This window comes from Abyssisolibacter fermentans, assembly GCF_001559865.1.
Classification (GTDB): Bacteria; Bacillota; Clostridia; order Tissierellales; family MCWD3; genus Abyssisolibacter; species Abyssisolibacter fermentans.
In genome coordinates this window covers 260498-278912 of sequence record NZ_LOHE01000037.1, presented here as the reverse complement: position 1 = coordinate 278912, position 18415 = coordinate 260498, and the positions used below count along the sequence as shown (strand labels likewise).

At 30.0% G+C, this 18415-nt stretch carries 20 protein-coding genes; 4 read left to right on the top strand and 16 right to left on the bottom strand.

Annotation, left to right across the window (positions count from 1 at the left end; all coding sequences use genetic code 11):
• Positions 1–17: 17 nt before the first annotated feature.
• Positions 18–443 (bottom strand): hypothetical protein, encoded by a 426-nt coding sequence (locus AYC61_RS04885; RefSeq protein ID WP_066497663.1) that lies wholly within the window; start codon positions 441–443, stop codon positions 18–20.
• Positions 444–713: 270 nt separating this feature from the next.
• Complete coding sequence (glnA, locus tag AYC61_RS04880; RefSeq protein ID WP_066497661.1) at positions 714–2048, bottom strand: type I glutamate--ammonia ligase; 1335 nt, start codon at positions 2046–2048, stop codon at positions 714–716.
• A gap of 309 nt (positions 2049–2357) precedes the next feature.
• Between glnA and AYC61_RS04875 the strand changes: the two genes are divergently transcribed.
• Positions 2358–2960, top strand: coding sequence for a superoxide dismutase (locus tag AYC61_RS04875; RefSeq protein ID WP_066497660.1), 603 nt, complete (start codon positions 2358–2360; stop codon positions 2958–2960).
• 52 nt (positions 2961–3012) lie between these two features.
• On the opposite strand, the gene AYC61_RS04870 is transcribed toward AYC61_RS04875, so the two are convergent.
• Genes AYC61_RS04870 through AYC61_RS04850 form a run of 5 tightly spaced genes read right to left on the bottom strand, consistent with a single transcriptional unit; the run spans position 3013 to position 6503 of the window.
• Entirely contained in the window at positions 3013–3774 is a 762-nt protein-coding gene (locus tag AYC61_RS04870; protein ID WP_066497658.1) for an energy-coupling factor ABC transporter ATP-binding protein, read from the bottom strand.
• Between the two features lie 16 nt (positions 3775–3790).
• The gene (cbiQ, locus tag AYC61_RS04865) at positions 3791–4552 is read right to left on the bottom strand and encodes a cobalt ECF transporter T component CbiQ (RefSeq protein ID WP_066497656.1); all 762 of its coding nucleotides are present in this window, start codon (positions 4550–4552) and stop codon (positions 3791–3793) included.
• A complete protein-coding gene (cbiM, locus tag AYC61_RS04860) occupies positions 4552–5190 on the bottom strand; it encodes a cobalt transporter CbiM (RefSeq protein ID WP_066497654.1) in 639 nt (212 codons plus the stop codon). The genes cbiQ and cbiM overlap by 1 nt, the downstream gene beginning before the upstream one ends.
• 5 nt (positions 5191–5195) lie before the next feature.
• Positions 5196–5633 (bottom strand): hypothetical protein, encoded by a 438-nt coding sequence (locus AYC61_RS04855; RefSeq protein ID WP_066497653.1) that lies wholly within the window; start codon positions 5631–5633, stop codon positions 5196–5198.
• 57 nt (positions 5634–5690) lie between these two features.
• Positions 5691–6503: a hypothetical protein gene (locus AYC61_RS04850; RefSeq protein WP_066497652.1), complete on the bottom strand. Its 813-nt coding sequence runs from the start codon at positions 6501–6503 to the stop codon at positions 5691–5693.
• A 302-nt stretch (positions 6504–6805) separates the two neighbouring features.
• On the opposite strand from AYC61_RS04850, the gene AYC61_RS04845 reads away from it, so the two are divergent.
• Positions 6806–7441, top strand: coding sequence for a DUF3786 domain-containing protein (locus AYC61_RS04845; protein WP_066497646.1), 636 nt, complete (start codon positions 6806–6808; stop codon positions 7439–7441).
• Between the two features lie 130 nt (positions 7442–7571).
• Here AYC61_RS04845 and AYC61_RS04840 read toward each other — a convergent pair whose 3' ends face one another.
• A complete protein-coding gene (locus tag AYC61_RS04840; RefSeq protein ID WP_066497644.1) occupies positions 7572–8192 on the bottom strand; it encodes a GyrI-like domain-containing protein in 621 nt (206 codons plus the stop codon).
• 283 nt (positions 8193–8475) lie between these two features.
• Between AYC61_RS04840 and AYC61_RS04835 the strand changes: the two genes are divergently transcribed.
• Positions 8476–8859 (top strand): hypothetical protein, encoded by a 384-nt coding sequence (locus AYC61_RS04835; protein ID WP_066497641.1) that lies wholly within the window; start codon positions 8476–8478, stop codon positions 8857–8859.
• A gap of 267 nt (positions 8860–9126) precedes the next feature.
• Positions 9127–9360 (top strand): hypothetical protein, encoded by a 234-nt coding sequence (locus AYC61_RS04830; RefSeq protein WP_066497637.1) that lies wholly within the window; start codon positions 9127–9129, stop codon positions 9358–9360.
• A 645-nt stretch (positions 9361–10005) separates the two neighbouring features.
• Here AYC61_RS04830 and AYC61_RS04825 read toward each other — a convergent pair.
• From AYC61_RS04825 to acsC, 8 genes are all read right to left on the bottom strand, one after another.
• Positions 10006–10344, bottom strand: a complete 339-nt coding sequence (locus tag AYC61_RS04825) for a DUF8180 domain-containing protein (RefSeq protein WP_066497634.1) — start codon at positions 10342–10344, stop codon at positions 10006–10008.
• A gap of 344 nt (positions 10345–10688) precedes the next feature.
• Positions 10689–11102, bottom strand: coding sequence for a DUF3842 family protein (locus tag AYC61_RS04820; protein ID WP_066497629.1), 414 nt, complete (start codon positions 11100–11102; stop codon positions 10689–10691).
• Between the two features lie 63 nt (positions 11103–11165).
• Entirely contained in the window at positions 11166–11357 is a 192-nt protein-coding gene (locus tag AYC61_RS04815) for a CooT family nickel-binding protein (protein ID WP_066497619.1), read from the bottom strand.
• A gap of 105 nt (positions 11358–11462) precedes the next feature.
• A complete protein-coding gene (acsV, locus tag AYC61_RS04810) occupies positions 11463–13385 on the bottom strand; it encodes a corrinoid activation/regeneration protein AcsV (RefSeq protein WP_066497617.1) in 1923 nt (640 codons plus the stop codon).
• A gap of 111 nt (positions 13386–13496) precedes the next feature.
• Positions 13497–13871 carry a glycine cleavage system protein GcvH gene (gene gcvH / locus AYC61_RS04805; RefSeq protein ID WP_066497616.1) on the bottom strand — a complete coding sequence of 125 codons (375 nt, stop codon included), beginning with the start codon at positions 13869–13871 and terminating at the stop codon, positions 13497–13499.
• Positions 13872–13900: 29 nt separating this feature from the next.
• Positions 13901–16030, bottom strand: coding sequence for an acetyl-CoA decarbonylase/synthase complex subunit alpha/beta (gene acsB / locus AYC61_RS04800; RefSeq protein ID WP_066497615.1), 2130 nt, complete (start codon positions 16028–16030; stop codon positions 13901–13903).
• A 60-nt stretch (positions 16031–16090) separates the two neighbouring features.
• Positions 16091–16876, bottom strand: a complete 786-nt coding sequence (gene acsE / locus AYC61_RS04795; protein WP_066497614.1) for a carbon monoxide dehydrogenase/acetyl-CoA synthase methytransferase subunit — start codon at positions 16874–16876, stop codon at positions 16091–16093.
• 136 nt (positions 16877–17012) lie between these two features.
• Complete coding sequence (gene acsC / locus AYC61_RS04790) at positions 17013–18356, bottom strand: acetyl-CoA decarbonylase/synthase complex subunit gamma (protein WP_066497612.1); 1344 nt, start codon at positions 18354–18356, stop codon at positions 17013–17015.
• Between the last annotated feature and the right edge of the window lie 59 nt (positions 18357–18415).

The following is an 18415-nucleotide window of genomic DNA, read 5'->3' as shown; positions in this document are numbered from 1 at the left end:
TACAATAATAATTATTTTTAAATACTATAATCTATTGTTGCATGTCCAACCACATCAGACTTATTAGCTTGAATATTTATTTTTATTTTTGTTTTATGCTCTTTATTTGTTTTTAATACACCATTTATTTTTTGTTTTGGTTTTATTTTTTTGTATTCACCACCACCACCTTCACTGGAGTAAATAGTTATATTATATATTGCATTAGGATCATCAACCATAATTGAATAATTAATAGCTATCCCTGCGCCAAAAGGCTCAGCTTCAACATCATATCTTCCATTCTTATCTAAATTAAAAGATATCTTTTTACTGCCTGAAATTGCATTTTTTCTATTTCTACGTCTCGGGAATTTAAATATACTACCCCGCCTAAAACCACTTGAATTATTTTCTCTGCCATCAACTATACATTCAAATAACTGCTCAATTTCTTTTTTCAAATTATACCCCCTTTGAATTTACTCCCTAAATAATAATGTTCTGTAATGACGTTATGCTATATATTATTTATTACCAAAAAAAAATATAACTATGAACAAAATGTTTAACTTTAATTATTCATATAACGTTGAATAATACGCTGTATAGTATTTAATTTTCTATCAATAATCTGGGTTTAATGAGATTTATACTTCTCATAACAGAATTATATTTATTATTTTCAAGAAATTTTTTTGTGTATAAAAAAAAGAGTGTTTAAACACTCTTTTTTAGAATTTCTTCAAATATCTATCTAGTTCCCATTTTGAAACAAATTTCGAATACTCAGCCCATTCATATTTAGCTATATCAACATATTTCTTGTATATATGATTTCCTAAAGCTTCTTTAATAACCTCATCCTTTTTAAGATCCTTTACAGCTTCATATAAATTAACAGGCAAGCTGTCAATTCCATTTTCTCTTCTTTCTCCTTTATCCATATCATAAATATTACTATTTATAGGTTCTGGTGGAGTAAGTTCTTTTTTAATCCCATCAATCCCAGCCTTTAAAACTACTGCTAAAGCTAAATATGGATTAGCCGATGGATCAGGATTTCTTAGTTCTATTCTTGTAGACTGACCTTTTTTAGCAGGTACTCTAACTAATGGGCTTCTATTACTAGCAGACCATGCTATGTGTACAGGTGCTTCAAAACCAGGTACTAGTCTTTTATAAGAATTAATTGTTGGATTAGTTATAGCAGCTAAACCTTTTGCATGATCAAGTACTCCTGCTAAATAATGATAAGCATCTTTAGATAATCCTAAATCATTATCTTTATCATAAAATGCATTCTTTCCATTTAAATCAGCTAATGACATATTAATATGCATCCCTGAACCTGCTATACCATGAACAGGCTTTGGCATAAATGTAGCATGTAAGCCATGTCTTTGAGCTATAATTCTAACAACCATCTTAAATGTCATTATATTATCAGCAGCTCTTAGGGCATTGTCATATTTAAAATCTATTTCATGTTGTCCTGGAGCACATTCATGATGTGAAGCTTCTATTTCAAAACCCATTTCCTTTAAAGTTAAAATCATGTCTTTTCTAGCACTGCCACCTAAATCAACTGGAGCCAAATCAAAATATGCAGCATTATCATGTGTTTCTAATGATGGTTTGCCTCTTTCATCAGTGTGGAATAAGAAAAATTCACATTCTGGTCCTACATTCATAGCATATCCCATATCTTCAGCTTCTTTTAATATTTTTCTAAGTGTATTTCTAGGACATCCTTCAAAAGGAGTACCATCTGTATTATACACATCACAAATAAGTCTTGCTTCTGCCGCTTGTGTAGACCAAGGGAAAACCACAAAAGTTGTTGGATCTGGTCTAAGATACATATCTGATTCCTCAATTCTAACAAATCCATCTATAGAAGAACCATCAAACATTATTTCATTATTTAAAGCTTTTTCTAACTGTTCGATTGTAATAGATATGTTTTTCATAACTCCTGATATGTCTGTAAATTGTAAATGAATAAATTGAACATCTAATTCTCTTGCTTTCTCAATTACTGTTTCTTTAGTGTAGTTTCTATTCATAATAAGCCTCCTAAATGTTTTTTGGTTTTTCAAACAAAAAAAGTCCATAATAAAAGGGTATGATATATCCCATTATTATGGACGCCGTTGCCCAGAAATTTAATTATGTAAATATTATAATATTTTTTATGAAATTTTTCAATAGTAAATTTCAAAAAAAATTACTTCGAACAGTTTGTTGAATATTTTATTTTCTAAAAATAATCTCGTTATATATTTATATCTGTATATTTCATAACATAATATAGTATTAAATAAATCTTTTTAGAACATGTTGGGTTAAAAATAAAATTTAGAAAGGATGGCACTATGAGCAATATAGAACCTATAACCTTTAATTTTGATACTGTAGAAGGTATAAGTTTAAATCAGCTTAATCAGCACTATAAATTATACTTAGGTTATGTTAATAAAACTAATACAATATGGAATATATTAAGCGTAGAAAAAAATTATGAAAACTCTAATACTACTTATTCAAAAATGAGAAGCTTAAAATTAGGAGAAAGTTATGCATTAAATGGTGTAAAGCTTCATGAATTATACTTTTCTAATATGACAGGTGAAAGCAATAAGCCTCATGGAGATGTTTTAGCACTTATAAGCAGGGATTTCGGCTCACTAAAAAATTTCTATACCAGAATAACGGATGTAGCGCTATCTATGAGAGGATGGGTAGTAGTAGCATTAGATTCCATGGATAAAAGACTACATGTGTTTGGATGTGATTCTCACGATATGGGTAGTATATGGAATGCCTATCCATTATTAGTTTTAGATGTTTATGAACATGCTTACATGATTGACTTTGGAATAGATAGAAAAAAATATATCGAGATTTTTTTCAATAATATAAATTGGACAGTTGTGAATCAGAGACTATATATGTTTAACACATTTAATTTAATTTAGTATAATAAACCCAAAATATTAGGGTGTTTCAAAATTTTGATACACCCCTATTTTATTGAGCAGATGTTTTGGTATAGCCACATGTGTAAGTAAGCGAATAAGGTTTTTCTAACCCATGTGAATTCATTAACTCGCTATCTGCAAGTATAGTCTCTGGACTATCAATAGCAATAATTTTACCTTCATCAAATAATATTATTTTATTACATACTTGTAATATGAATTCTAAATCATGAGAAGATACTATTATTGCTTCGTGATGAGAAGATTTTAAAAATTTTATTAGTCTTTTTTTATATCTTATATCCAAATTAGAAGTTGGTTCATCATAAATACCAATTTTAGACTTCATAGATAATATTCCTGCTATTGAAACTAAACGCTTTTCTCCTCCTGATAAATGATGTGGCGCTTTATCCTTTAAATAACTGATATTAAGTATTTCAAACGCTTCATTAACGTTTTTATCAACTTCCTCATTTGACATACCCATATTCCTAGGTCCAAAACTTACATCATCATAAACTGTAGGACAAAACAGCTGATCATCAGTATTTTGAAATATCATACCAAGCTCAGGTCTAAACTCTCCTTGCTTCAGTTCTCTTTGACAGATGGTAATTTTGCCTTTTTGAGGTTTGTCAATTCCACATATAAGCTTAAATAGTGTAGTTTTACCAACACCATTAGGACCTATTAAGCCTATTCTATCCCCTTTAAATACTTCAAAACTAATATCGTTTATTATCTCATTATCAATATCATACCCAAAAGTAACATTTTCAACATTTATTAATTCTATGTTTTCTTGCATATTTACACCTCTATTTTTAATAAATAATTTCACATCCTACAACAATCAATACTGCTAATGATACAGCACAGGTCATATATATGTCATATTTTTGTATTTTCCTTAACTCTTTATAATTCTTATTATCTTGTACTCTATAACCTCTTAATATCATTGCATCATAAACTCGTTTTGACTGTTCATAGCTTCTAACAAACAGCGTTCCTATTAAACATGCTATGTTTTTTATATCTTTAACACTATTAAACTTAAATCCTCTAAGCTTCATTGCAGTTTGCATAGCATAAAGATTATCAGCTAATTGAAATATATATCTAAAAGTAAATAACATAATATCTGTTAATATACCCGATAACCCAAGTGTGTTCATAGCTTTAATTAAATCCATGATTTTAGATGTTTCAAATAATACAGTTATTAATGTAAATATACTAATAAATTTTAACATAATTCTAAAAAATTCAATTATACCATTCATTGTAATTGAGAAAATCCATAATTTAAAAACTATGTCTCCATTTGAAGCTAATAATATAAATATACATGAAACTAATACAAAAATTCCAGGAATAATAATTCTCTTTAGAAGCATTTTAACAGGTAGCTTTGACACTTTGTATAAAATTATTGATAATAAAAATAATAAACTTAAAAGAGTTATACTATTTAAAATCGAAATACATAAAATCAATACCGCTAAAGTTATAATCTTTAATCGAGTCTCCCATCTGTGTAATGGAGAATTTATATCTAAATAATTATTAACACCATTCCTCATTATCTTTCCCCCAAAATTTCAGGTTTTGTTTTTTCTAAAAACTCTACTAAAAAGACTGTAAAAACACCTTCTATAAGCATCAATGGTATGTGTGCTATCACTAATGCTATTACTGCATTTCGTTCTGCAGTAGCATCAACACCTTCAGGTAAAAATAATATTATGATTAGTGAAAATAATAAAATACTCAAGCAAACTCCTAAAAATCCAGTCATAAAACTTATTATTTTATTAACTACTTTATTACCACTAATATTATATAATACTCTATATAAAATACTACAAACTACTGCTGGAATACCCAGTATCACAGCATTAACACCTAATGTAGTTAATCCTCCATGATGAAACATAACTGCCTGCAAAAATAATGTTACTAAAATTGCTGGCATTGCATAAATACCAAGTAAAATCCCAAGCGTGCCTGTTAGTACTAAATGCACGCTTGCAGGTGGTATAGGTACACTGATTAAAGATGCTACAAAAAATACTGCTGTTACAAGAGAGACCTTGGGGATTTCACCTTTATAATTTTCTTGCTTTTTTATTTTTTTTAAACTGTACCATACAGACGCTGAAGTTACTGCATATCCAGCTAAACAAACAGGTGCAGATAATATACCATCAGGAATATGCATGTTGTTTACCTCCTAGCCTTAAAATACAATGTAGTTCCTATAAAACCCCATAAAATACAAATACTCATTATTATCATCTGTATTTTAGAATAACCTGTAGTTCCTTCTAATGCTTTATCTTCACCAACAGGTATGTTTATATTAGCGCCATGCCCGCCTTTTCTAAACTGTACTAACCACATACCTTTTTGCGAAGAGTCAAGCTTAACACTAATTTTTCCCTCACTATCGCTTATACCTTTATACCAAGGCTCAGAAGGATTTTGTGGTGAATAAATAGTAACTTGTGCTTCAGATAAAGGTTGTCCTGTATCATAGCTTGCACTTATTTCATATTCTATATTAGCTTTATAACTTATATTTACTCCGTGAGCATAAACTACATTAAAAGGTATCAGTAGTAAAACTACTAGTAGTAACATAACAACATTAACATTCTTCACTTATATCACTCCTATAACATCAGTTAATTGCAAATTACTTAGCATATTAAACAATTGCTATTTTATTTGTACACTATAACAATGACCTTCCCCAACATGTCCTAAAGTAGGTATTAAATTTAGTAATTTTTCATAGTCATCTTTTGCAAAACCGTTTTTGATTTTATCCATATCTACATTAATTTCATTGTTTACGACAAGTTTAGCAAAAGGTCCAAAACCAATAGCCCCTTTATTTAACTCATCATCCGTAGCTAAACTTCCATCTCCAAATATATGATCAAAATGATATGTCATTTCAACGTCAGCTGTTTTACCTTCTTCAACTATTCCTTTTCGATTCTCTCCTACAAATTCTCCGCCAAAGAATTCATACTGTTTATTAAACCTAATTGTAAAATCAATAATCTTACCATCTTTTTCTGCCTTACCTATAAAAACTATGGATGAACCATTCATTTTTTCGTCATCACTATTAACTACTTTCCATGATATAGCATTATAAATTCCTGTACTAACACCTTTTACAATCCCTAAATTAATAGGTGCAGCATTTTCATCTCCAGCAGCTAAATCAACAATAATATTTTTATTTAGTACTGCAACTTCATCAGCTTCTATTTTAGTATTATTTTCAGCATCATATGGTTTATTACAAATATATGCTTTAACATCTTCTAATGATATAAATATATTATCAAATTTAAGATTCCATCCATCCAAAGTTGTAAACCCTTTTCTAGTAAAATCTTCTCCATTAGCAGTAAATATTAAATCTCCTTTTGACTCTTTTTCACTACTTACATCAACAGAATTACAACCTGTAAAAATCATCATCATAGCTAAAAATATGATTAAACATTTTTTCATTTAAATCGCCTCCTAATTTTTTATGTACCAAAAAAAAACACAAAAACCTCTCTTGCTTTCAAGCTAGAAAAAGATCTTCGTGATCATAATTATTATATATATTTTATTGTATACAGTATAACATGTATTAAGTTTCATTGTCAATATTTTATCAATATTCTTTTAGATTTTTATTTTCTCACATTCCCAATATTAAATTAATCTTTTAATAGGCTTTAAAGGTTGACAATTAATCGCTCGTATTGTATCATGTATACAAAGTGATTGTTTTTATTTTAACAATTTGTAATGGAGGAGATACAATGCAAAATAATCAAGCTGTACAAGAAAAGCGAAAAGATAAAATTCCTTATGAATATAATAAATCACAATTTAAAAACTTTGATCCCCTTGAAATGTCAAATAATACTGGATGTCCTTACAATGAAGAAAAACAAGAATTTACAGTTACAGTTATGAATAATAAATATGTTGTACAATACCCTTCTGGAAATATTTTAAATAACGATTATACAGAAGTTGAAAAATACCCAATTAAAACATTAATACTTAGATATTTGATAAATGCTAAAGGCATAGAACCATCACATAAAACTATAACTTATAGAGAAGTATCTGGTGGAAATGTATATTACAATAATTTTTATGGTAGATGTATTCTTAGATTTCAAAAAACCTTTGGCAAAAACTTAGAAGGTTTTAAAAAAGCAGCAGAAAACTGTAATGGTATAAAGGTTAATGGTGGAGATTTAGCTTATAAAATAGAATTCATAAACAATGTATATATTACATTAATATTATGGCAGGGAGATGAAGAATTTGAAGCTACATCTCAGATACTATTTGATGGAAATGTAATGTTTTACTTTACAGCTGAGGATTTAGCTTTTGTTGGAGATATCTGTATGGGAGCTCTTACAAAAAAAGCCTTCAGCTAATTAAATAGCCCTTATATACACATATATTACCCTATAAAGGAGTGTCTTGAAAGCATTTGATACACTCCCTTTTTTGACTTTTAAATTAACCCAGATTATTCAAAGATAATTTGATAATCTGGGTTAATTACTATTCAATTGAACTAATTGGCTGTCTAATAATTGTCTTTAGATTTTGAGGTGCAGCTTTTCTAACATCACTCAAATATATCTCATGGTGTTTTCCATTAAAAACATAGCCATTATCTTTGATGTAGTTATGTAATTTTTCAATAGTAGGTTTTTCTTCGCTATATGGACCTATATGCATAATTTGAGCTGCTAAGCCTTCTTCTATGATTTGAAATTTAATCTTTGATATAGCAGGTAGTTCTTTTTTCTTATTTACCTCTTTCATGGCTTCATCAACCAATTCTTTTTCGACAAAGTCTGGCTGCATAATCATCGCAGTCCAGTTCCATAAATCTTTTCTCTCAATTGAAAAATCATTCATATCCTCAGTCCACCATAAGCCTTCTAAAGGTAGTACTCCATAATCAATACCTATACTACCCTTCTTGATCATGAATTTGACCTTATATGATACACTAAAAAGTGCCTCAATTGCTTGTTTATATTCTATGGAGGTATTAGGATCGCCTACACCATCAATTGATAAATAATTAAATTTAGTTATCTCTACAATACTCACTTTTTTTACTGAAGGTTTATATAACTCCTTATATTCTTTTTTAAAATCTATTTTACTCATAATTTAACTCCTTTTTTATTTATATTCTACTATATATATTTGACAATAGTATGTCAGGTATTAAGCAAAAAATATTATTGAACCTTCTCAGCTACTGCTAGGTATTGAAAAATCATATTGTTACCCTATCCACCTGATTAGTAGTCCACTAGATAAAAATAGAGGACTTCATTTAAAATATATGAATAAATTTATGTATACACTATACAATATCTTTATTTTTTATTGATTTTGTATTATTATAGTTATAGAGGAATAATCTAAATCTAAGGGGGAATTAGTAATGTCAAAGATTAATTTTAGTTATCCATTTATTCTATTCGAAAAATGTGGATGTACAAATCAAGTACCTATTTTAAGCATGAACATACAGGAAAATGAAGATTATATTGAACTTAAATATGAACTTAAATGCCCTGTATGTGGATCCCATATCAAAAAAGTTATTAAGGTAGATAATAAAGAAGTTGACCTTTCTAATTCAATTAATGCATTTAAGGTAATTCCTTCTATCAAAGATGAGTTAGCGTTAATTAAACTTGATACCTTCAAAGCTAAATTAAAAGAAGATGGTTTGAGCTTATATGGAAACTATACTCATCTAAGATTCTGGGATAATAAAATCCAAAGAGATATTATTAAAGTCGCTTACCATAAAGAAGACTAATTATCTCATTTTATTTCTCAGTATAAAAGCAGTGTTTTTGACACTGCTTTTATAATCTAAATGAACAACTTTATATTATACTTCCATAATGAACTAATATCTAAACGCATATCTTGTACAATCTCAAGTATATTTTATAAATTCGTTTATATTCTTTTTATGTTACTATTTTATATTGACTTTTTTATGTTAGAATTATAATATTGTTATTAATTGAAATATTTACAATTATCAAAAGTAAAATAATATAAATATTAGGAGAATATAATGGATGATTTTCAAGTATTACTAATTTTTTTTATTATGATATCAAGTTTAGTACAAATTTTAATACTAAGAAATAAAAAAATTAATGTTGAAATTCTAATAAGTATGATATTTTTGATAATATTTGCATGTAGTATAGTTTTAATAAGAGAATACGCATTTAGCAAAATTTTTGTATATGTAGCAATAATAGTTTTACTTTTTGGCAGAGTTCTACTAGATCGTATTAAATAATAGTAGAAAATAGGAAACTCAGACTCATTACTTCCTTTGAGTAAGCGATTCACATAAAATCAAATATTTTAGTTCTCTGCTTAAATCCAGTGGGAGCTTCAAAATAAATGGATTCCAAGGCATTAAAAATAGCACAGCTAGGAGCGTACTTAACGTACGTGACTAGTCATGCTATTTATTTTACAACTTATTAATATTAATCATTCTTTTCCTCAAGGGATTTGTTTCAAAATGGATGAAATTCAAGGCATTGAAAACATATGAAAATCTTTCATTCTATGCTTTTTTTATTACTCTTAGCTTCCTCTTTTTAATATGAAACTCCTACTCATTCTTCGTAGGAGTAAGCGATTCACATGAAATCAAAGATTTGAGTTCTCTGCTTAAATCCAGTGGGAGCTTCAAAATGAGTGAATTCCAAGGCATTAAAAATAGCATGGATAGGAGCGTACTTAACGTACGTGACTAGTCATGCTATTTATTTTACAACTTATTAATATTAATCATTCTTTTCCTCAAGGGATTTGTTTCAAAATGGATGAAATTCAAGGCATTGAAATTTGCACAGATAGGAGCGTACTAACGTACGTGACTAGTTGTGCGATATTTCAATAACGAAGAATTTAGCCATTTTGGGACAAATCCCTACATGCGTTTTTTTGCTTCGAGTAGCATATTGTTTGCACTGTCTATAAATTCAACAGCTTTCTTAATATACTCAGCTGTTTCTTCCTTGCCCATTTCCTTTGCTCTTACTATCCATTGCTCAAAATCATCTGTATGTGATTTATTGTGTTGTATCCAGTGAGCTAATAAAACTCTCAATGTTTTTTCTTCTTTTGATATACCATCACAGCAGCAATCATGCTCGTGTTCGTGAGTATGTGAATGTGTATGCTCTGAGCAACAACAATCATGGTCATGTGTATGTTCATGATTATGATCATGGTCATGAGTATGAATATGGCTATGTTCTTTACACATATTTAAAACCTCCTATATTTTGATTTTACATTATTTTAAACTTTTTTCCCCACACTTAATCCCAGATTATTCATAAAAAATTAAATACTCTGTATTAATGAAACTCATTCTTAGAATGAGTAAGCGATTCACATAAAATCGTAGATTTTAGTTCTCTGCTCATGTTTATAAGATATTCACTAAATTCTCGACATACCAACACGGTATGCCTTCTAATTTTTTTAGATGTACCTCAGACTACGTCTGAGTAAGCGATTCACACTAAATTAAAATTTAGGTTCTCTGCTCATAATTCAGAACTATACAGCATATTATTCAAAGTTATATAAATAATCAGGAATAAATTATAAGTTAAATTCCTTTTTAATACGCTCTACAGCATCTTTTATTAAAAGTAATATTGGTTTGTTTTCTAGTCCTACTATTTCATAATTTTCCTGCATGATAGGTAGTAATATCTTTAATCCATCTGCAAGCATAATACTTTCTGCTATCCTTGGAGTTATTTCTCCCATCATTGCATTTGGCATCATTATTGATACTGGTCCTATTATAACACTTGCATTTCTAATAGAAACAGCTACTGCATTTTCTCCTGTTGCACCTTTGTTTGCTCTGCTCTTCATCATTGCAGAGGTTGCTGCTGAATTAGTTCCTAAAGCGTATATTTCTACATACGAGGGTAATTCATCTCTCAATGCTGAAACTATCTTTGAACCAATTCCTCCTCCCATGCCATCAATAACTGCAACGATCATTTTTCTCCTCCATAAATGAATATTTTTACATTTTATATAGTACTAATAATAACTTACGTAAACTTAATTATTTTCGATTATTATCTTATGATCTATTAATTTTATTTCTTTAATTTTACCATCAACTATTTTCTGTTCACCTAACAAATCAGCTAAAAAAACTTTACCGTCATTTTCTGGTCTAAGTTCTACCACATAATCCATTATTTTTTCTTCACCATATGGAGTAACTAAATAAGCTGTTGATTCACACATTTAATTTCACCTCCGAATTTTGTATTAATCTTTGTAATTCATATCTTCCAACTATATATTATCAAATAATATTTAAACAACCAAGTTTTTTATAAAATAAATTTTCTATGATAATAAAAGTTTTATGTTTGGGAATCTATCTATGTTAGTATGAGGTAAAAAGCAAGCTGATACAAATTCATCCATATAACTTGGATAAACACTAAGTTCAACATAAGTCATTTGATTTGCAATTTCCTCTACTTTATCTCTAGCTGATTTACTAATCACGCCCAAGCAGCTGCCACTTAATGAACTATTACCTATATATTTAAATTTATCTTTAGCTAAATCAGGTAACATTCCTATTGCTATGGAATTTTCGATATTTAAACTGTTTCCTATACCTCCAGCAATGTACACTTTATCTATACAGCTTAAATCGAAACCAACACTTTCTATTAATGTATATATTCCTGAATAAATAGCACCTTTTGCTCTAATAAAGTTATCTATATCAATTTCATTTATACAGATATCATTTTCTATACCGTATTCATCTTTAAAGGCTAGAACATATTCTCCAATTCCATGCTCATCAAATCTAACTCTGTTTGTTTCTATATCTTGAACTATCTTCCCTCTTCTATCAATTATACCAGCAAACATCATTTCTGCTATCAAATCAATTATTCCCGAACCACAAATACCAACAGGTTTATTGCTGTCAATTATGTTTATTTTAGGTTCATATTTGTCTATTTTAACTCTTTCTATAGCTCCTTTACTTGCTCTCATACCACAACTGATTCCACCGCCTTCAAATGCAGGACCAGCAGAACAAGCACAGGTCATCATAAATTCTTTATTTCCAAAAACTATTTCGCCATTTGTTCCTAAATCTATAAATAATATATTTTCCTGTGAATTCCAAATACCTGCTGAAAGAACTCCTGCTGTTATATCTCCTCCTACATAACTAGCAACTGATGGGAAAGTATATACTCCACCAAGCTCATTTATACATAGGTTCAAACTTGAAGCTTGCATTATAGGCATATTTGAAAATACAGGAATATACGGCTCTTGTCTAAGATAATCTGGATATATCTTCAATAGTAAATGAATCATAGTTGTATTACCTGCTACAGAAATAAAATATACATCATCTTTAGAAATATTAGCTGATTTATACATTTTGTTTAGTAAAGGGTTTAAAGTATCATCTATGATAGCTTTATTTAAAGCTTTAAGACCATCTTTCTTAGTAGCGTATATTATCCTATTGATAACATCTGCCCCATACTGTATTTGTGCATTTGCTGATGATGCTTCTGCTATAACATCACCGGTTAACAAGTTTATTAAACATGTAGCAACTGATGTAGTTCCTATATCAACAGCAACTGTATATAACTTATCTGTTGTATTCCCTTTTTCAATATTCATTAATGAAATTGTATCGTTACTTTTAATCATATATGCAATCGTAATTCTAAAATTTGACTCTCTCAATAATAATGGAAGTTTGCTTATTAGGTTTAAGCTTATTTCAACCTTCTGAAAACCAAGCATCTGCCTTATTTGCCTAGTTAATCTATCTGTATCAGCAATATTATCATCTAAAGTTGGTATGTCTAGTTCTATATATGCTTTCTTTACGTATAAATTTAACTTAAGACCGTTGTTCACTAAGGATTTCTTTGCTCTATCGAAAGCCATTTTTCCCTTTAATCCAGAAAAATCTTCTATCTTCATATCATTCTTATACAATGAACTTGTATCAGGAATTTCTACAATAATATCCTCTATTACTTTCGTTGCACACGCTAATACATATCCTTTTTTTTCTTCTTCTTTACTAATATGAACAGACTTTTTGGTATCTACTTTACCTTTTAATATTCTTACTTTACATTTACCACATGACATATTTCCATTACATGGTGCATCTATTGCAATATGCGCCTCTCTTGCAACACTTAATAAATTTTCATCTTTCTGTACCTTTATTTCTATATTTGACGGTTTAAAAATAACCTTAAACATAATCCACAACCTCCAATATAAGCTGCAAACCTATTTTAATAACATTTCTAATACGTTTATAAATTAAATCATAGGACTACCTAATTTAAGGTAATCCTACGATTTTCTATTTTACTTAATTATTTGTTCATAATCTGCTGCTTCTAATAATTCTTCTAATTCACTTTCATCATTAACTTTTACTTTTGCAATCCAAGCATCATATGCATCTTCATTTACATATTCAGGTTCATCATCAAGCTTTTCATTTGCCTCTATGATCTCACCAGTTACAGGAGATGCTACACTTGAAGCTTTTTTTGATGATTCAACTACTGTCAACTCATCACCTTTTTCTATTTCATCTCCTACTTCAGGAAGTTCAACAAATAATATCTCTCCAAGTTTATCTTGTGCATAGTCTGTAATCCCTATAGTTGCAACACCATCTTCTAAACTTACCCATATATGCTCTTTATTATATTTCAAATTTTCTGGGAAATTCATAATCCATTTCTCCTTTCAATCACTTTAAACTACATAATAGGATCCATTGTTAAAGCAGGATGTCCTTTTTCTGTTAGATAATTTAATACTTCTTCTGATTCTATAGCTATTGTTTCATCACATATCATATCTGTGAAATTATCTATATCATATTGTTCCTTTGCTGCTTTATTTAATTTATCCGCTACATAGTCTTTAAGCTCTTTAGGCATCCAAACTATTCTCGCAAATCCACCTTCTGCTTTCATGAATTTTTTAGATGAAATAAATTGTCTTCCATGACCCATGAATCCAGGAGTTTGAACCCCACCACCAGTCATTGAAGCAAGCTCACCAAATGTCATTCCAACAGGAGTCTGAGCTGAATACTCTCTATTTACTATTACTACTCCATTAGCTTCAGGCATGATTCCGCATATACACTCAAAGCAACCGCAAGAAGTCATTGGATCAATCAAAATACTATATAATGAAACTCTATCTATTGCTCCTTGAGAATAATGCTCAACTGCTTTATTTACTTCACTCCAGATACCAATTTCTTCATCTTCTACTCCTTCTTTTGGTACTGGTTGACATGGACCTGTAGGATCTAGTTCATTAGTTGCTTTTGCATCTAACCAACTAACCGCACCACAAAGACCAAGTCTCTCAGGAGTTACTATACAAACATGCGCTGGAGCAAATGATTGACATAAGTTACATGTATAGAATGTATTTACGGTTTCATCTGATAAGGAAGCTAATCTCTTATCTCTGGCTTCATATTTAACTGTAGCATACTTATCTCTTAACTCTTTAGCTTTTGCTTCGTCTGTTATTAAGGTTACTTGACATTTATCAACTACTGAAGCAAACTCATCTAACATTTTAGCATATAGAACTTCTGCAACATGCTTAAGGTCAAAACCTTTTTCTATTGCTTCTTTCCCAAATCTAATCCAAGTTATATTTCTTTGTCCTACGTGCATAACACCTTCAATATAGTTCATAAAATAGTGAATTCTTCTTTCCAAAACAGGTTCAAAATCTTCTTGCATGTTTTTACCTGCAACTTCTACTAAAACTGCTAATGGTAATCTACCAGGAACTGTATCAATTGTATCTAATCCCGGACCAATTATCTCTATTTTATGGTCTTCTATTTCTCCTAAATCTTTAGCCCTAACAAGTTCCCAAGATTCAGTTTTTCCTCCACCAAACTCTACATACATATCACCTTTTCTTATTCTTTCACCTTCAAAGGCTGCACCAAAAGCTACTGGTATAGGTAATTCAGTAATTTTAATTTTGATACCTCTAGCTTCTAATGATGTTTTAACTGTTTTATCAGTATCTTTTTGAGTTAATAGAAGTGTTGGTACTTCAGGAACATCAGTATCACATATTACAGGGAATCCTAATGCAATAGCTCCTGCACCAACTGAAACAACTAATTCGCTCAAAGGACCAAATGCATTTACAAATGCAGGTACTCTTTCTTTAGTATATTTTAAGAACTCACCTAATTTACCCGGCTCTATAGCACCAAAAATCAAAGCTGTTCTTATAGCTACTGAAACTACATGTATAACTGATGTTACGTCATGACCTAAAGGAATAACCCTTAAATCTAATCCCATCTTAACTTTTGCTTCTTCAGCTTGATCTATTACATCTCCAGCTAAAAATGTTAATATACCTTTTGATTGATAATCTTTAACTATCTTACCTATATCCTCGCTATTTTCTGCTTTTCCAAGCATAACAGCAATACCTGGTATGTCTCCTGTTACTAGAGGTACTCCTAGTGAACGAATGATAGGGTCTGCAACAAAACCTATACCTGCTTCATCCTCATAAGGATTCTCATTATTAGCATATTTTATAGCTTCAATAATCTCTGCACTTACTGCTGTAGCTAAACCTGAATTCAAAGCTTTATCAAGAATTTCTTCTTCTACTATAAGAGATTTTACTACATCTAAAGCTGATTCTAATTCTCCTAAATTTGTTATTTTACTACCTGTAGCTGCGTATATAATTGGTAAGAAATAAGCTGTATCAGGAAATGCAACTTTGTGATCTTTACCTTTTTCATCTATAGCTTTTTTTACAACGCTCTCTGCTAGCTCTAAAGCTTGTTTGGAACCTGTAAATATTGTCTGAAATAAATTCATCAGAACAACCTCCTTTTTATAATCCGTCAAGATTTTTCAAAGTCGACATCTTAATTTTTTTTATAACTGTAAATAAGAATCTGCGTATAAAGTATTTCCTTTTATAACATCACAAGTTTTAATTGTTTCCATTAATCTTAAATCACAAGGATTTACTATTGCTGAAGTCAATCCACACTGCATAGCCATTGCAACTGTAGCAGAATCCATAATAGGTCTAATTTCTTTTGGTGCACCGTTTGAATTATTGCTTAATCCACCAGTTGTTTTTAATCCCATCTCACTAATCATTTTAATTGCTTCTAAAACTTCAACTTGTTTATCTTGCATACCTTTAACAACTAAGAATAATGGATCAAATAATACATCTGTTGGCTCCATTCCAAGTCCCATAGCTCTTTCCAATAACTCTGTACAATAAGCTATACGCTCATCATTATCTCTTGGTATACCTTGTTTTGCACATAATGCTACTACCATTGCATCATTTGCTGCTGCTAAATCAATCATTTCTATTCTTTCTCCAGCATCAGCTGAGTTTATAATTGGTTTGCCTTTTGACCTGTTATAAACTTTTAAACCAGCTTCTATAGCTTTTTTATTTACTGTATCAAGTGCTAAAGGTACATTGTCGAATTCTTTTTGAAGAAGCTGTACTGCCCAAGCCATTACTTCTTCTCCATCTTTTTCTGCTGGTCCTATATTAACATCTAAATAAGTAGCTCCTGCTTCTAACTGTTCTTTAGCTCTCTTTATGATTGGCTCAGGATTTCTTTCTGCTAGTGCTTTTCTAATAGTAGGAGAAATACAATGTATTCTCTCTCCAATAACCATAAATTTTTCCATTTTGTCAACCTCCATTTTATTTTTTATAAACCCTTGATAAAAGGTAATTACATACTGCTATAATAGTCAGTTATGTAATTACTCTTTTATCAGAATAGGTGGGGTAATAACTAATTAAACTTATTTTTCAATGCATTTACATTTCTTTTAAGAATTTTGGTAAATGCATTGCTTCATTTGGAGCTACAACTACTTCCCATTCAGGAAGATTGTCTTCTATATCTCCTTTTAACACAGCAACTTTACCAGGTATTAATAGCTTCCTTGACTTTGTTTTTTCCTCGATTCCTGATTCTTTTATAAAGTTACTGATTGATGAACCTGTAAATTTACCTGCTGCCCATGCTGTAAGAACTGAATATCCTCCTGCATCAGGAACTACTAACCATACAGGTTTTTTAGATCTTTCAATTTCTCCGGAAACTATAAAATAAGTTAATGCAAAGTCAACTGTTACTAATACAGGTGAATTCTCATCCGGATTGTTTATTGGATATATCTTAGTCTCAACAGTCATTGGTCTTTGTGGATCTGTAAATATGTTTTGTCTTAAAGCAAATAATGGTAATGCTTTTGCATATTCTATATCATCTAGAACAATTATTGATCCATATTTAATTGTAAATAATGAAGCTAAAGCAGTTTCCATGTATTTGTTGTTATTAGCTAGTTCTCCAGCAAATATTACTGATGGATAACCAAATGTTCTGTCTCCATCTTTTAATGCTATTCTTCTAATCTGTACAGCATTTTCAAAAGCTTCTTTTATTGATTTACTTCCTGCATCTAGTATTAATTCTTTATGTCCAAGCTTCCCAACATTTTCTGTTACTTCATATAATTCTTCTAATGAGTCAGCTTTTAATCCTAAAACTAATTTATTCTCTTTTGCTACCTCTGTCATAGCCTCATAGTTTTCTTTGTTTGCACCGTATATAATTGGATTTTCTGATTTAACTAATTCTACAGCTTCTTTTAATACTTCTGCATCTTCACATATTAGCATATATGCAACTTTTAAATTAGCTGCTTTTACTTTATTAACTAGCTCTATATACTTGTCCTTGTTTCCAGTATATTTTAAAGCAGCTATTTCAATATGCATTTCTTCACCAATTCTTATATAGTTAACTTTTTCAATATTTGTAAGTCTACTATCTATCTCTTCATTACTCATGCTGTCACTTATTAAAACTGCATATCTGTTTCTGTTTACAAAAGTTTTTTCATGTCTATATAATACTGTTTCTCCTCCAAGCTTGTACTCAGCTTCACCTGCTCCAAATTTTACAGTTTTCATTGGTGGTGCAGTAGCCTCTGCAAGTTTATCAAGTGCTTCCTGTCCCATATGTGGGCATTTACTTATTTCAACTGCTCCTGTTGCAACCTTCATTGCAAATGCAAGACAAGTAGGAAAACCACAATCCTTACAATTTTTTTTAGGTGTTAATTTAAATATATCCAATCCTGTTAAAGCCATCTTACTTCCTCCTCGTAAATAAAATACTCTTTACTGTATTTAGCTGTACACTACTCCAG

Bases quoted from the DNA above. Each gene is read 5' to 3' on its own strand.
- AYC61_RS04835 (WP_066497641.1), top strand. From the start codon at position 8,476: ATGTCAAAGATTAATTTTAGTTATCCATTTATTCTATTCGAAAAATGT.
- acsE (WP_066497614.1), bottom strand. From the start codon at position 16,876: ATGGAAAAATTTATGGTTATTGGAGAGAGAATACATTGTATTTCTCCT.
- glnA (WP_066497661.1), bottom strand. From the start codon at position 2,048: ATGAATAGAAACTACACTAAAGAAACAGTAATTGAGAAAGCAAGAGAA.
- AYC61_RS04875 (WP_066497660.1), top strand. From the start codon at position 2,358: ATGAGCAATATAGAACCTATAACCTTTAATTTTGATACTGTAGAAGGT.
- cbiQ (WP_066497656.1), bottom strand. From the start codon at position 4,552: ATGAGGAATGGTGTTAATAATTATTTAGATATAAATTCTCCATTACAC.
- AYC61_RS04815 (WP_066497619.1), bottom strand. From the start codon at position 11,357: ATGTGTGAATCAACAGCTTATTTAGTTACTCCATATGGTGAAGAAAAA.
- AYC61_RS04870 (WP_066497658.1), bottom strand. From the start codon at position 3,774: ATGCAAGAAAACATAGAATTAATAAATGTTGAAAATGTTACTTTTGGG.
- acsV (WP_066497617.1), bottom strand. From the start codon at position 13,385: ATGTTTAAGGTTATTTTTAAACCGTCAAATATAGAAATAAAGGTACAG.
- acsB (WP_066497615.1), bottom strand. From the start codon at position 16,030: ATGAATTTATTTCAGACAATATTTACAGGTTCCAAACAAGCTTTAGAG.
- AYC61_RS04825 (WP_066497634.1), bottom strand. From the start codon at position 10,344: ATGTGTAAAGAACATAGCCATATTCATACTCATGACCATGATCATAAT.
- AYC61_RS04850 (WP_066497652.1), bottom strand. From the start codon at position 6,503: ATGAAAAAATGTTTAATCATATTTTTAGCTATGATGATGATTTTTACA.
- AYC61_RS04840 (WP_066497644.1), bottom strand. From the start codon at position 8,192: ATGAGTAAAATAGATTTTAAAAAAGAATATAAGGAGTTATATAAACCT.
- acsC (WP_066497612.1), bottom strand. From the start codon at position 18,356: ATGGCTTTAACAGGATTGGATATATTTAAATTAACACCTAAAAAAAAT.
- gcvH (WP_066497616.1), bottom strand. From the start codon at position 13,871: ATGAATTTCCCAGAAAATTTGAAATATAATAAAGAGCATATATGGGTA.
- AYC61_RS04830 (WP_066497637.1), top strand. From the start codon at position 9,127: ATGGATGATTTTCAAGTATTACTAATTTTTTTTATTATGATATCAAGT.
- cbiM (WP_066497654.1), bottom strand. From the start codon at position 5,190: ATGCATATTCCTGATGGTATATTATCTGCACCTGTTTGTTTAGCTGGA.
- AYC61_RS04845 (WP_066497646.1), top strand. From the start codon at position 6,806: ATGCAAAATAATCAAGCTGTACAAGAAAAGCGAAAAGATAAAATTCCT.
- AYC61_RS04820 (WP_066497629.1), bottom strand. From the start codon at position 11,102: ATGATCGTTGCAGTTATTGATGGCATGGGAGGAGGAATTGGTTCAAAG.